Source organism: Roseateles sp. (assembly GCF_047654805.1).
In the GTDB taxonomy this organism is placed as follows: domain Bacteria; phylum Pseudomonadota; class Gammaproteobacteria; order Burkholderiales; family Burkholderiaceae_C; genus Pelomonas.
In genome coordinates this window covers 5,166,549-5,181,432 of sequence record NZ_JASGIV010000001.1, presented here as the reverse complement: position 1 = coordinate 5,181,432, position 14,884 = coordinate 5,166,549, and the positions used below count along the sequence as shown (strand labels likewise).

9 protein-coding genes are annotated in these 14,884 nt (G+C 70.5%); all 9 read left to right on the top strand.

The window, feature by feature from the left end:
- Window positions 1-104 precede the first annotated feature (104 nt).
- Window positions 105-2,579 (top strand): FtsX-like permease family protein, encoded by a 2,475-nt coding sequence (locus tag QM732_RS23370; RefSeq protein ID WP_415658482.1) that lies wholly within the window; start codon window positions 105-107, stop codon window positions 2,577-2,579.
- Window positions 2,580-2,617: 38 nt separating this feature from the next.
- On the top strand, window positions 2,618-3,838 hold the full coding sequence (locus QM732_RS23365) for an efflux RND transporter periplasmic adaptor subunit (RefSeq protein WP_415658481.1): 1,221 nt from the start codon (window positions 2,618-2,620) through the stop codon (window positions 3,836-3,838).
- Between the two features lie 3 nt (window positions 3,839-3,841).
- A complete protein-coding gene (locus QM732_RS23360) occupies window positions 3,842-4,525 on the top strand; it encodes an ABC transporter ATP-binding protein (protein ID WP_415658480.1) in 684 nt (227 codons plus the stop codon).
- A 28-nt stretch (window positions 4,526-4,553) separates the two neighbouring features.
- The gene (locus QM732_RS23355; RefSeq protein WP_415658479.1) at window positions 4,554-5,300 is read left to right on the top strand and encodes an AAA family ATPase; all 747 of its coding nucleotides are present in this window, start codon (window positions 4,554-4,556) and stop codon (window positions 5,298-5,300) included.
- 60 nt (window positions 5,301-5,360) lie between these two features.
- A complete protein-coding gene (locus tag QM732_RS23350) occupies window positions 5,361-8,435 on the top strand; it encodes a diguanylate cyclase (RefSeq protein ID WP_415658478.1) in 3,075 nt (1,024 codons plus the stop codon).
- Window positions 8,436-8,462: 27 nt separating this feature from the next.
- Window positions 8,463-10,442, top strand: a complete 1,980-nt coding sequence (locus tag QM732_RS23345) for a peptidase U32 family protein (RefSeq protein ID WP_415658477.1) — start codon at window positions 8,463-8,465, stop codon at window positions 10,440-10,442.
- 134 nt (window positions 10,443-10,576) lie between these two features.
- Entirely contained in the window at window positions 10,577-13,360 is a 2,784-nt protein-coding gene (locus QM732_RS23340) for a xanthine dehydrogenase family protein molybdopterin-binding subunit (protein ID WP_415658476.1), read from the top strand.
- Window positions 13,357-13,881, top strand: coding sequence for a (2Fe-2S)-binding protein (locus QM732_RS23335; RefSeq protein WP_415658475.1), 525 nt, complete (start codon window positions 13,357-13,359; stop codon window positions 13,879-13,881). Before QM732_RS23340 ends, QM732_RS23335 begins: the two co-directional genes overlap by 4 nt.
- On the top strand, window positions 13,878-14,882 hold the full coding sequence (locus tag QM732_RS23330; RefSeq protein WP_415658474.1) for a hypothetical protein: 1,005 nt from the start codon (window positions 13,878-13,880) through the stop codon (window positions 14,880-14,882). Before QM732_RS23335 ends, QM732_RS23330 begins: the two co-directional genes overlap by 4 nt.
- Window positions 14,883-14,884: the final 2 nt, after the last annotated feature.

The following is a 14,884-nucleotide window of genomic DNA, read 5'->3' as shown; positions in this document are numbered from 1 at the left end:
CGGAACCGAACAGTCCGGGTGTCCGCAAGCGGACGATGCGCAGCCGGGTGCTGCCGTTTTACCAGGCATCGCAGGCTGGCCCGTCTTTTGCACTGAACTTCGCCATGAAGCTGCTTCCTTCCCCCACCTTCTGGCGCGGCGCCTGGCGCCAACTGCGTGCCGAGCCGGGCCCGGCCGCCCTCGTCATCTTCGGCCTGGCCCTGGGCCTGGCCTTGACGCTGCTGACGACAAGCTTCCTGCAGGACACGCTATGGCCCGATGGCGACCTGCCAGAGGGAGACCGGCTCGTCACCTTCGAATGGCGCGCCCGCGGCCCCGGAGGCATCACGACAGCATGGTTCGGCGACGTGCCTGCCGTGCCCTTGTATGCCGGGTTGCGCGACGCCGGGGCACCGGTGGCCGAGATGAGCCGCCTGCTGTTCACCCAGCTGCCGGCGCAGGCCGCCGATGCGAAAGGTCTGCAGCGCAGTACGCGGCTGTCCATCGCGCTGGCCGACGCCGATCTGCAGACCTTGTTCGGCATGCGGCCGCTGGCGGGCGACCTGGGCGCTGCGCTGTCCACGCCCGAAGGCATCGCGCTGACGGCCAACACGGCCGAGAAGCTCTTTGGCACCGCACAGGCGCTGGGCCGCTCGTTCACGATCTCGCTGCCGCCGATGCCCGGCGGCGCGCCCGGCGGGCAGTTCTCGCTGACCGTGAAGGCGGTGCTGCCCACCCCCAACCGCAACGGCACGCTGGTGTTCGACGCCATCGCCGGCTTCCATGCGCCGGCCGCCAAGGCCTACCTGAAGCTGTCGGACAACTGGTACCAGACCAGCGGTCGACTGTTCGCCCGCATGCGGCCGGGCACGACGCCCGACACGCTGACCGGGCTGGCGCAGCGCCTGGCCGACCAGCAGCCGCTGCCACCCGGCTTCCCGGCCGATTTCCTCAAGGGTGGTGGCAAGGCGGCCTATCTGCGCGCGCTGCCGGTGGCCGACATCGGCCTGCTCGGCGCCGGCAGCCCGCAACGGCGGTTGCAGCTGGGCAGCCTCGCTGCGGCGTCGGCAGGTGTGCTGGCGCTGGCCGTCATCAACTTCATCAACCTGTGGAGCGTGCGCACCTTGCGCCGCCAACGCGAAATCGGGCTGCGCAAGTCGCTGGGCGCCGGGGCGTCACAGCTGGCGCTGCAGTTCTTCGTCGAGGCCTCTCTCGTGGCCTGTCTTGCAGGCGCTCTGGGCCTGCTGCTGGCCTGGTGGGCCACGCCCTGGGCCGAGGTACTGCTGCAGCGCCAGTTTCATGCGCCGGTGCTGAGCGCCGGCATGGGACTGCTGACGGCGCTGCTGTGTGGAGCGATCGCCGCCGTGAGTGCGCTGCCGCTCACCCACATCGCGCTGCGCGTGCGGCCGGCGGAGTCGCTGGCCGGCCGCAGCCACACTGAGGGCGCGGCCAGCCGCTGGCTGCGCCGGCTGATGACGACACTGCAGTTTGGTGCCGCCGCGGTGTTCGCGTCGCTGGCGCTGACGGTGTTGTGGCAGGCCCAGCAAGCCGTCAGCATGCCGCGGGGCTTCGACATCGAGGACCGCGTGGCCGTTGAGCTGCCCTGGTGGGCCCAGCCGGCGCAGACGGCGTCGCTGGTCGAGCAGGTGCGTCGCTGGCCCGAGGTCATTGCCGCTGCCGCGTCCGACGACGTGCCCGGCCGCGACTTCTCCAGCTGGTACGGGGAGTTCCGGGGCGCCAGCGGCCAGCCGGTGAGCCTGCGCACGGGCGTGGACTTCACGCCGGGCTATCTGCAGACCTACGGAATGCGCATCCTCGCTGGCGGGCTGTCGGCGGATCATGTGTCAGAGGTGGCGCGGCGCGGCATAGTGCTCGACCGCAGCGCCGTGCGCGCGCTGGGCTTTGCCAGCCCCGAGGCGGCCATCGGCCAGCAGCTGGGTGCGCCGTCGAACATCGACGAAGGCAGGCCGGCCACGGTCGTGGCCGTCATCGACGACATCCGCCTGGAGGGCCCGCGCAGCCCGCCGCAGCCGCACGGCATCCGGCCCGTCGTCGAGCGCGGCTCCGGCGTCATCGGCGTGCACAGCCGAGACCCTCAGGCCACGCGCGCCAAGCTGGCGGCGCTGGTCCGGGAGCGCTTCCCGGACATCTACGTCGAGGCGCTGCCGGCGCGCGACATGCTTTTGCAGAAGGTGGCCGACGACGCGCGACTGGGCCGACTCGTTGCCATTGCCGGCCTGCTCGCGCTGGGGCTGGCGGCCGTGGGCATCTACGCGTTGGCGGCCTACACGCTGCGCCGGCGCGAGCGTGAGATCGTGCTGAGAAAGCTGCATGGAGCGGGTGCGGGCGCCGTGGCGGGCCTGCTCGTGCGGGAGTTCGCGGGCGTGCTGGCGGTGGCCTGCGCGGTGGCGCTGCCGGTGGCAGCGTGGCTTTCGCAGCGCTATCTCTCCGACTTCGTCGAGCGCGCCCCCGTGGGGCCGTTCTCGCTATGGGTGCTGCTGGCGGCGGTGGCGCTGCTGGGGGCCGTGACGGCATTGGCCGTGGCGCGCCATCTTCGTGCGGCGCTTGCCTTGCGGCCGCTGCAGGCCCTGACCGGATGAGTGCCGCGCTCAGTTCCGGCGTTGCGATGGATCGGCACGTGACAGCGCCGTCGCGGCGCTGGATCGTCTTGTCGGGCCTCGCGGCGGCCGTCGTGATGGTGGCCCTGATCGCGCGGTACTGGCCGCGCGGCGTGCCGGTGGCCCGGGCCGACGTGGAGATCGCCACCGTCAAGGTCGGCGCCTTCCGCGACGTGGTCGTGGGTCGTGCGACGGCGCAACCGCTGCAGTCCGTGATGCTGGACGCGACCGAAGACGGCCGCGTTGAACAGGTGCTGGTTAAGGACGGTGCGCGCGTCGAGGCCGGGCAGCTGCTGGTCGTGTTGGCGAGCAGCCAGCGCGCGCAGGAGCTGATGGCGCGCTCCAGTGAGGCAGCCCAGCAACTGGCCAACCTGGCCACCTTCCGCGCAGGGCTGGCGCAAGCGCAGGCGGCGCAGCGCCGCGAGCTGACGCAGGCGGAGTTCGAGCTGGAGCGCGTGCGCCGCCTGCACCAGCGCAACCGCGATCTGGCCGTGCAGGGCTTCCTGTCGCCCTCTGCGCTGGAGGACTCGGCCGACAAGCTGGCGCTTGCAGAGCGCCTGCACGCCCAGCTGCTGGCGGACAGCCGCGTGGAGTTGCGCACACGGGAGCAGTCGGTGCAGGCCATGCAGCGCGCCGTCACCGACCTGGAGCAGCGCCTCGCTGCGATGCGCGCCGCCAGCGAAGGCCTGGCCGTGCGCGCGCCCGTGGCGGGCCGCGTCACGGGCCTGGCGCTGCAGGTCGGCGAGAGCGTGCGCAGCGGTACCCGCATCGCGCGACTGGACAGCCTGGGCCGCTTCAAGCTGGAGCTGCGGCTGGACGAGTTCCATCTTGCCCGAGTCCGCGAAGGCCTGGCCGCCGAGCTGGTGCACGGGGGCCGCAGCCACGCGTTGCATGTCACCCGCATCGACCCGCAGGTCAAGGAAGGCCGCTTCTCCGCCGAGCTGGGTTTCGACGCGGAGTCGCCGCCGCTGCAGGTCGGCCAGGGCCTGGACGTGCGACTGACGCTGGGCCAGGCCAGCCAGGTGCTGCTGCTGCCCGATGGCGGCTTCTACGCCGATACGGGCGGCGCCTGGGCCTTCGTGCTTGACGCCGACGGCCGTCGCGCGCGGCACCGTCCGCTGCAACTGGGCCGGCGCGCCGACGGCGTTGTCGAAGTGCTGGGCGGCGTGCAAGCCGGCGAGCAGGTCGTCGTTTCCCCCTACCGCGCCTTTGCTGGCGCTTCCACCCTCCAACTGGATTGAGCCATGTTCAAGCTCCGTCACCTCACCAAGACCTTCCGCACCACTGACGTCGAGACTACGGCACTGGACCGTGTCGACCTCGACATCGAGACCGGCGAGTACCTCGCCATCACCGGACCTTCGGGTTGCGGCAAGTCCACGCTGCTGGGCATCCTGGGCCTGCTGGACGCGCCGAGCGGCGGCGAGTACTGGTTCGATGGCCAGAACGTTGCCGGCTGGAACGAGCGCCAGCTCAACACGCTGCGCCGCGGCCGCATCGGCTTCGTGTTCCAGAGCTTCAACCTCATTGACGACCTGACGGTGGCCGACAACATCGGGCTGGCGCTGGAGTATGGCGAGCTTCAGGCGCGAGCGCGCCGCGAGCGCGTGGTGGAGGTCATGGAGCGGCTGGGCATCGCTCACAGGGCCGGCCACCGGCCCAGCCAGCTCAGCGGCGGCCAGCAGCAGCGTGTGGCCATTGCCCGTGCCATCGCCGCGCGGCCGGCCCTGCTGCTGGCGGACGAGCCGACCGGCAATCTCGACAGCGCCCACGGTGCGGAGGTCATGCGCATCCTGCGCGAGCTCAACGCGGAGGGCACGACACTGGTCATGGTCACGCACTCGCTGGAGCACGCCGCCCAGGCGTCGCGCACGTTGCGGCTGCTGGACGGGCGGGTGGTGGTGGATGCGGTGAGTTCGATGGCCTGAAGCCCGCCGGCCTTGGCATAGTCGGCGCATGCTGGCTTCCCAATTCGTCTTCCATCTCGAACTGCAGCGCGACAAGATAGGGTCCTTCGAGCGCTATCCCTTCAACCTGCCGGCCGTGCGCACGCTGGACCGTCTGGTGCTGCACCCCAGGGTGACCTTCTTCGTCGGCGAGAACGGTTCGGGCAAGTCCACGCTGCTGGAGGCCCTGGCTGTCGCCATGGGGTTCAACGCCGAGGGCGGCAGCAGGAACTTCAACTTCGGCACGCGGGCTTCGCACTCGGCGCTACATGAGGCCCTGCGCGTGGCCAGGGGCGTAAAGCGTCCGCGGGACGGCTGGTTCCTGCGCGCCGAGAGCTTCTTCAACGTCGCCACGGAGATCGAGCGGCTGGACGAGGGGCCGGGCGGCCCGCCCATCATCGGCGCCTACGGTGGGCACTCGCTGCACGAGCAGTCCCATGGCGAGTCCTTCCTCAAGCTGCTCAACAAGCGCTTTGGCGGTCGCAGCCTCTTCATCCTCGACGAACCGGAGGCGGCGCTGTCGCCGCAGCGCCAGCTCGATGCGCTGGTGCGGCTGCATGCGCTGGTGCGCCAGGACTCGCAGTTCGTCATCGCGACGCATTCATCCATGCTGATGGCGTACCCGGACGCCTGGATCTACCACTTCGATGCCGACGGCATCCGCCGCGTGGACTATGAAGACACCGCCCATTTCCGGGTTCTGCGCGACTTCATGGCGGATCCGCAACGCCGGCTGCGTGACTTGTTGGCCGACTGAGGCCGTCGGCACTCGAGTCGCGGCCGTTGCGTCAACCGGCGCCCTTAGGATGCCGGGCCTATGCAACTCCTGGTTCGTGGCCTGGCCGGCCTGCTGATCTGCTGCGGGCTGGGCCTGGCCCGCGCCGACGCCGGCGTGGGTGTGCTGGAGGTGCAGTTCCGCAGCGTGGCCGTGCCGCAGAACACGGTGCCTGCAATCGCCCAGGACCGCGCCGGCTTCGTCTGGATCGCCACGAGCAAGGGCCTGACGCGCTACGACGGCTACCGGCTGCGTCCCATCGAGCTGGCCGGCGACACGACGGCCAGCCGCAGCCTGGGCTGGGTGCGGGCGATGGCGTCGGCGGTTGACGGCCGCATGTGGATAGGCACCGAGTTCCAGGGCCTCATGGCCTATGACCCCGAGCAGGACCGCGTCGAACGCCATGGAGGCGCGCAAGGTGGCAACGGGCCGCAGGCGCCCATACGTGCGCTGGCGACGGGGCAGGATGGCGTGGTCTGGGTCGGCACGCTGGGCAGAGGCCTCTATCGCTACGACCCGGCGGCCCGACGTTTCGAGGCGCACGAGCTGCGCTGGCGCGACGAGGCCGAGACACGCGTGCTGGCGCTGCGCGTGGGTAGCGATGGCGCAGTCTGGGCTGGTCACTGGCGCGGTCTGGCTCGCTTCGCCAAGGGGGCCTGGGAGAACGTCGTCCTGCCCGGCCTGCCTGACGGCATGCCGGTGCAGGCTCTGGTGGAGGACCGCGCCGGCCGTATCTGGCTGGGCACGCAGGACGGGCACCTGGGCGTCGTCGAACAAGGTCAGGTGCGCTGGGTGCAGGCACTGGGCATGCCCATCAATGCGCTGGCCGAGGCTGCCGACGGACGGTTGTGGGTGGGTGGCAAGGTGGGCCTGTTCTGGGTCAATCCGGCCAGTGGCGCCGTTGAGGCCCGGCTGCGCCAGGATCCGCGTCGCGTCATGGGCCTGGCCGGCAACGACGTCAGCGGCCTGCTGCGTGACCGCAGCGGTGCCATGTGGGTCAGTGGCTATGGCTTGGGCGTGCAGCGGCATCTGTCCCACCCGGCCCTGGCCGTGCGCGGCCCCGACGCGGACCCCGCCGGCCCCATGGCCGAGGCCGACGTGCGTGCCATGCTGGCACTGAGGAACGGCGAGGTACTGGCGCCTACGCAAAGTGGCCATGTCGTGCGCCTGGACGGCCGCCCGGGCCGCGAGCTGGCCACGTTGGGCGAATTGCCGCGCGAGCGGCAGAGCGTCGTCGAGGCCCTGGCCGAGGCGACCGACGGCAGCCTCTGGATGGCGGCAGCCGGCCGGCTGGAGCACCGTGCCGCAGACGGCCGCCTGCTGCGCGACTGGCCCCTGGACGGCGGCCGGGCCCAGCAGCTGCTGCTGCGACAGGACGGGAGCGTCTGGCTGGGCATGCAGGAAGGGCTCTACCGCCTGGCCGGCGTCGCTGCAGCGCCCGAGCGCGTGCATCCACTGGATGGCCTGCTGCTGCAAGGCGGCGTCTACACGCTGCGTGTGGCGCCGGACGGCCGGCTGTGGGTGGGTGGCCAGCAGGGCCTGTTCCGCGAGCGCGTGGCTGGTGCGGGCGGGCTGGAGGTCGTGCCTCAGGCGCCCAGGCAAACGCTGGGCAGTCCCATCGTCATGGGACTGCTGTGGGGGCGCGACGGCCGGCTATGGGTGGACACGCCCGTCAGCGGCCTGCACCGTCTGAAGGACTGGGATACCGAGGGACGCGCTCGCTTCGAGCGAATCAGCGAGCGCCACGGCATGGAGGGCGTGTTCGGTGGCAACCTGCACGAGGACGGCCAGGGGCGCATCTGGAGCCAGCTCTACGTCTACGACCCTGCGGCAGACCGGCTGGACAGCTTCGGCAGCGCCGAGGGAGCCAACTTTGGCAGCTTCTGGTTCTTCGCCAGCGCGGAGCTGCCTGGCGGCGGCCTGCTGTTCGGCGGCAGCCGCGGCCTGTTGCGCGTGTTGCCGGAGTCCTGGCGCACCCTGCCATCCAGCCCGCCGCTGGTCATCAGCGGCCTTCGCGTGAACGGTCAGCCGTACGAACAGCCCCACACGTTGCGCGAGGGCCTGCGTTTGCCGCCGGGCAAGCGCAGCCTGTCCGTCGAGTTCGCGGCGCTGGATTACGCCGACCCGACGCGGCTGCGCTACGAGTACCGGCTGGAGGGGCTTGACAGCGACTGGACGCGCGTCGACGCAGCGGGCCGTAACCCCAGCTTCGGGCCGCTCAAGCCCGGTCGCTACCTGCTGCAGGTGCGTGCGACGGCCCACCACAGCCTGTGGGGCAGCGAGCAGCTGCAGCTGCCCATCACGCTGGAGCCCGCCTGGTGGGAGACCACGATGGCGCGCGTGGCCGGCGTGCTGCTGACGCTGCTGGCCCTGTGGGCCTGGATGCGCTGGCGCACGCGCTCGCTTCGCCGGCGCGAGGCCGAGCTCAAGGCCCTGGTGGATGAGCGTACGGCCGAGCTGCGCGAGCTCAGCCTGACGGACGCGCTGACAGGCCTGCGCAACCGCCGCTATCTGGAGTTGCGCCTGGATGACGACCTGCGCCTGTGCTTGCGCCGCTTCGAGACGCCGGACGACGCCGGCCCGGGACCTGACGCCGACCTGCTGCTGCTGCTGCTGGACCTCGACCACTTCAAGCGCATCAACGACGTGCACGGCCATGCGGCGGGTGACGCGGTGCTGGTGCAGCTGGCCCAGCGCCTGCGCCAGGTCTTCCGCGAGACTGATTCGCTGGTGCGCTGGGGCGGCGAGGAGGTGCTGACCCTGGCCCGCGAGACTGATCGGCGCGATGCCGCCGAGCTGGCCGCGCGCGTCTGCGCAGCAGTGCGTGACCAGCCCTTCGAGATCGCGCCCGGCGAGACCGTGCACGTGACGGTTTCCATCGGCTTCTGCGCATTCCCGCTGGATCCGCGTCACCCGCGGCTGTGGGACTGGCGCGCCTGCCTGGCACTGGCCGACTCCGCGCTCTACGCGGCCAAGGCCCAGGGGCGCGATGGCTATGTGGGTGCCATCCGCGCAAGCGGCCTGTCGCCGCGCGAGGCGCCGGACGGCCTGGCGGCCTGGCGCGGCGAGAAGCGGCTGCAGATGGCCAGCAGCAGCGCCCTCGTCGACCCGGCTTGAAGGGTGCGCAGCGGTGAAAATCCGCGCATGGCCGCCGCTCACCCAACACGCGTTCCGCTCGAACTGCTCGCCCCCGCCCGCGATGCCGACATCGGCATCGAAGCCGTCAACCATGGCGCCGACGCCGTCTACATCGGCGGCCCCGGCTTTGGCGCGCGCGACAAGGCACCCAACACCCTCGAAGACATCGCGCGGCTGGTGAAGCATGCCCACCGCTTCAACGCGCGGATCTTCGTCACGATGAATACCATCCTGCGTGACGACGAGCTGGAGGGTGCGCGCCGGCAGGCCTGGCAGCTGCATGATGCGGGCGTGGATGCCCTCATCGTGCAGGACATGGGTCTGCTGGAGCTGGACCTGCCGCCCATGCAGCTGCACGCCAGCACGCAGACCGACATACGCACGCCGGAGAAGGCGCGCTTCCTGCAGGACGTCGGCTTCTCGCAGATGGTGCTGGCCCGCGAACTGGACCTGAAGCAGATCCTGGCCATCCGTGAGCAGGTGCAGCAGGCCACGCTGGAGTTCTTCGTGCACGGCGCGTTGTGCGTGGCCTACAGCGGACAGTGCTTCATCAGCCATGCCCACACCGGCCGCAGCGCCAACCGCGGCAGCTGCAGCCAGGAGTGCCGCCTGCCCTACACGGTGAAGGACGCGAAAGGCCGCGTCGTGGCCCACGACAAGCATGTGCTGAGCCTGAAGGACAACGACCAGAGCGCCAACCTGGAAGCTCTCATCGACGCCGGTATCCGCAGCTTCAAGATCGAAGGCCGCTACAAGGACATGGCCACCGTCAAGAACGTGACGGCGCACTACCGCACGCTGCTGGACGCGATCATGGACGCCCGTCCCGAACTGGCTGCCACCGGCCACGGCCGCTGTACGTTCACGTTCACGCCCGAGCCCGAACAGGCCTTCAACCGCGGCGGCACCGACTATTTCGTCAACGGCCGCAAGATCGACATTGGCGCCTTCGACAGCCCCAAGCACGCCGGCTTGCCGCTGGGCGACATCGTGCGCGTCGGCCCGGAGGACTTCGACATCGACACAGGCGATGCGGTCAAGGTCGTCAACAACGGTGATGCGCTGACCTGGTGGGACCGCCAGGGCGAGCTGCAGGGCGTGCCTGTCAATGTCGCAACGCCCCTGGGCGGCACGCGCTGGCGCATAGCGCCCAACCTGTCCAAGGACCAGGCGTTCGGCGACCTCAAGGACCTCTTCCCGGGCACGGCCGTCAACCGCAACCGCGACATGGCATGGGAGCGCATGCTCGCCAAGCCCAGCAGCGAACGGCGCATCGCCGTGGACGTCTCGCTGGCCCAGGTCCAGGATGGCTTTGAGCTGAGCCTCAAGGACGGGACCGGTACCAAGGCCTCTGTGCACCTGCCGCATGCTCACGAGCCAGCCCGCGACGCCAAACAGGCCGAGACCCAGCTCAAGGAAGGCCTGGCCCGGCTGGGCGACACGATCTTCACGGCCCGCCGCGTGCGCCTGTCGATGCGCGAGCCGCTGTTCCTGCCCGCCAGCAAGCTCAATGCGCTGCGCCGCGACGCGGTTGCCGCGCTGGAGTCGGCCCGCGACACCGCCTTCCAGCGCCTGCCGCGCGCCACGCCCGTGGAGCCGCCCGCGCCCTACCCCGAGGACACGCTGAGCTACCTTGCCAACGTCTACAACAGCCGCGCCGCCGCGTTCTACGCCCGCCACGGCGTCAAGGTCGTCGGTTCCGCCTACGAGAGCCACGAAGAGCTGGGCGAGGTGCCGCTGATGATCACCAAGCACTGCGTGCGCTGGAGCCTGAGCCTGTGCCCCAAGCAGGCCAAGGGTGTGACCGGCGTGCAGGGCACGGTGCGGGCCGAGCCGCTGACACTGACCCACGGCGAGGACACACTGACGCTGCGCTTCGACTGCAAGCCTTGCGAGATGCACGTCGTCGGCGCGATGCGCAAGAACGTGCTGAAGCAGTTGAAGGCGGAGCCCATGACCTTCTACCGCAGCCGCCCCGCGCCGTAACCCGGCAGAACTGCCGGGGTCCAACGGACGTTATTGCCGTCCCTAGCGCCTTGTTGCGGTGACACACTCGCTCCCCATCACAACGATGGGAGGCAGGTGTGTCGGACACGGCGAACTCGAACGGACCGTTCAGGTTGACCCGCCGCCGCGTCATCGGCGCGGGCGCCGGTGCGGTGACGCTGTTGGTGAACGAGCTGGCCCTGGCCAAGCCGGCTGCGCTGAAGAACCCCGGCGCTCGGCCGCAGCCCGAGGGCACGCCTACCCAGCCGCGCACGCCCTCCGGGGCGCCGAGCTGGTCCGGCGCCCCCGGCAAGGCGCGCTTTCGCATTGACGGCCTGGCCAAGGTCACAGGGCAGAAGATCTATGCCCGCGACTTCCGTGCCGCCGACATGCCTGGCTGGCCTCAGGCCGAGCGCATGGCCATGATCCTGCGCGCGACTCAGCCCGGCCTGGCCTTCGCGGGCCTGGATCTGTCGCCCCTGGACGCTGCGCAGGCCCGGCCGCTGCTGACGATCACGCAGCAGCCGCTGCCTGGCTTCCCCTGGCCGCAGCGCGACCTGGCCGCGCTGAACCTGCAGCTGCCCTTCTCCACCCAGGGTAACGACGGCGTGTACCAGCTGCTGGTGCCGGTCGGGGCGGCACCGCAGTTCTACGGCCAGCCGGTGGCAATCCTGGTCTTTGCCGATGCCAACACCTACCGCCGCGCCAAGCGTGCGCTGCAGTTCCAGCCTGGGGTCGTGAAGACAGCCGCCGCCCCGCCCGCGCCGCCACGGCTCAAGGCCTACAACCCCGCCACCACGCTGACGCGCTACGAGGCTGCGGGCGTGCCGCCCTTCTCGCAGGTACAGGTGGGCTTTGCGTCCGATCCGTTCCAGCCCGATTCATCCTCGGCGCCCTACAACACGACGGCCAAGGCCCTGCGACAGCGCATCGACGCCACGCTGAGGACCGCAAGCCCTGCCGTGCTGCAGCTGGGCGGCAGCTACGGTACGCAGGTGCTGGATCCAATGTTCATGGAGCCCGAGGCCGGCCTGGCGTGGCTCGACAGCGCCGGCACCGGCACGCTCAACCTCGTACTGGGCACGCAGGCCACCAACGGAGACAGCGGCGACAGCCTGGCCCTGTTCGGCAAGGACTGCCCAGTGCAGGTCAAGACCGTGGTGCTGAACTCGTGCTATCCCGGCGGCGGCTTCGGTGGGCGCGACGTGTCCACCTTTGCGTCGCTGCTTGCCGTCACGGCCGCGCTGGCTGATGGGCCAGTGCGTATCGCGCAGGACCGCTACGAGCAGTTCCAGGGCGGGCTCAAGCAGCTGGCCAGCAACATCAGCCAGCGCATCGCTGTCGACGCGAAGACAGGCAGGTTCCTCGCCTTCAGCAGCCAGCAGGTGCTGCCCGCTGGCGGCCAGAACAACTACAGCCAGTTCGTCGCCATGCTGGCGGCCTACTGCGGCCTCAGCGGCTACGACATCAGGCAGGCCTATGTGGACGCCATCGCCCAGCCCACCACGGGCGTGGTGGCCGGCTCCATGCGCGGCTTTGGCGGGCCGCAGGCCAGCTGGGCAGTGGAGACGCTGGTGGACGAGGTGGCCGTGGCGTTGAAGCGCGACCCCATCTTGCTGCGCGAGATCAACGCGTTGCGCGAGGGTGACCGCACCATCACCGGGGCGCCGCTGACGCAGGCGATGACGCTGCGCGAGATCTGTCGCCGGGCCCGCGAGCATCCGCTGTGGCGCGAACGCGAGGCCGTGAAGGCCCGCAAGGCGCGCGAGGGCGTGCGCTACGGCGTGGGGTTTGCGCTGGCCAACCAGGCCTACGGCACGGGCAAGGACGGCGTCATGGCCGAGGTGGCCCTTGCGCCTGACGGCCGCCTGGCCGTGCGCACCAACTGCGTGGACATGGGCAACGGCTCGGCGACGACGCTCGCCCTCTCCACCGCGGGCTGGCTGGGCCACAACGCCCACGACGTCGTCATGGGCGACGTTGGTAGCTTCAACGCGCTGGACGTCAGCAGCTACAAGGGCGGCGACTGGAGCCAGCCCAACTGGACGGCCGGCTTTGCGATGTCCAGCAGTGCCTGCCTGACGGCCTTCCACCAGGTGCACGTCACCGAGCAAGCCAGCCGCGTGCTGTTTCAGGCCGGCCTGCTGCCGGCGGCGGCGGCGCTGTGGGGGGTGCCGTTGGCGCAGCTGCAGAGCCAGGCCCGCTGGGAGGCGGGCCGCCTCACGGCGCCGGGCCTGGCGCCCCTGCCACTGGTTGCGCTGGCCGCCAAGGTCCATCAGGCCGGGCTGACGACGGCGGCCATGGTGCACGGCCTCTACGAGGGTGCGTGGGTGTCGGCGACCTACGCCGTGCCGGCCGGGCCCGCGCTGCTGCTGCCCATCGACGGGTTGTCGCTGCGCGCGGGTGGCCAGGCGGGTTGGACGCCCATTCCGCGCCAGGACGTCGCCCCGCCCAACCCCGAGGCGGGGCTCTACGGTCGCAGCCTGTACGCGCCCTCCGGCGTGCTGGTGGCGATCGAGTTGGGGCCCCGCGGCTTCGAGCCGCGCGTCGTCGCCGTCGAGCTTTTGCTGGATGCCGGCAAGGTGCTGCAGCCGGACCTGCTCCTGGGCCAGGCCCAGGGTGGCGTGGCCATGGGCATCGGCTACGCGCTGCTGGAGAACCTGCCGCTGGAGGCCGGCGGTGCGGGCGACGGGCGCTGGAACCTGGACCGCTACCACGTGGCGCTGAGCGCCGATGTCCCGCTGACTCGCCTCAACATCACGACGCTGGCGGGCGACGAGTCCACGGCCAAGGGCATCGCCGAGGCCGTGCTCTGCCCCATCGCACCGGCCATAGGCAATGCCATCGCGCATGCCACGGGCAAGCGCTTTCGCACCCTGCCCATCACCGCAGCCGACATCGAAAAGGCCTTGTCATGAGCGACCTCGTTCCCGTCCAGTTCCACGTCAACGGCCGGCCGGTGCAGGCCGACGTGCCCACCGACCTGCCCCTCGTCGACTTCCTGCGCGAGGAGCTGGGCTTGTCCGGCACGCGGCTGTGCTGCGGCATCGGCGTCTGCAAGGCCTGCACCGTGGCCGCGCGGCGCGTGCCCACCAGCCAGGCCCAACCCCTGCTGGCCTGCTCCACGCCGGTGGCACTGCTGCAGGGTCAGAGCATCACGACGGTGGAGGGCACCGGCAGCATGGACAAGCCCAGCGCCGTGCAGCAGGCTTTCCTGGACCACTTTGCCTTCCAGTGCGGCTACTGCACGCCGGGCTTCGTCATGGCCACCGAGATGCTGCTGGCCCGGCTGCGCGTGCAGCCCGTGCGGCGCGAGCTGCTGGACGCCGCCATTGAGGATGCCGTCGGCCAGCATATCTGCCGCTGCACCGGCTATGCCCGCTATCACCAGGCCATTCGTGCCGTGGCGATGGCAGAGAAAGGGCTGGTGATCGTATGAAGCGCGCACTGCTGCTGCTGCTGCTGGCCGGTGCCGCGCAGGCCGAGACGCTGTTCGAGTACGGCCGCCAGTGCGCCGCGCAGATCAGCGAGATCCCGGCCTTCAACTGCATGGCTGGCCAGGAGATTCCCATCACCATCGACGGCCGGCCCGTGCCGGCGGAGCACGCGCCAGCGCGCTGCGACCGGCCATCGCTGCTGCCCCAGCATGACCAAGGCAGCCAGGGCCAGTGCGTGCCCGGCAGCCGCGCGCTGGTGTTGCGCGACGACAAGGCCGCGCAGATCAGCGCCATCTGCCGCAAGCAGGTCGCGCGGCCAGCGGGCAGCGCTCTGTTCGACGAGATCAACGTCATCTCCCACAGCCTGAAGGACGGCAAGACGTGCTGGTTCACCGCCAAGGCCAAGGCGCCGCTGACCAAGGAGAAGGGCATAGATGGCCGCTGGGTGCCTTCCCCCAGTACGCTGACGCGCAAAGCCCAGGCCGCCAGTCCCGAGGGCGTCAAGGCGCTGCCGGCCGACAGGGTCTGGCAGACGCCCCACCAGGTGGCCTGGAGCCAGCCCGCTTGCGTGAACTGCCACGACAGCGGCCCTTTCATGTACAGCCCCTACATTGCGCAGACCACCCAGCTGCCCGGCGATCCCTTCGGCTTTTACGAGCCCAAGGCCATAGGCGCGGACTTCAAGAAGGCCTGGGCCCGGCTGGACGCCTTCGGCATCACGACGCGCGGAAACACCTGCACTGCCTGCCACCGCATGGGCAACATGAACTCCTGCAAGGTGGCCATGGACCAGTCCACGGGACGCGGGCACCAGGAGGGCGGGGACGACTGGTCGAAGAGGTTCCCGCAGTCGCACTGGATGAGCCCGGGCGATCTGCACAGCCAGGCGCAGTGGGACCAGCAGTTCGCCGACAGCCTGAAGAAGCTGGCGGCGTGCTGCGAGGATCCGAAGGGGGCGGGGTGTCAGGTGGTGGAGTACGGGCGCAGGCCGGCCGGGCGTTGAAC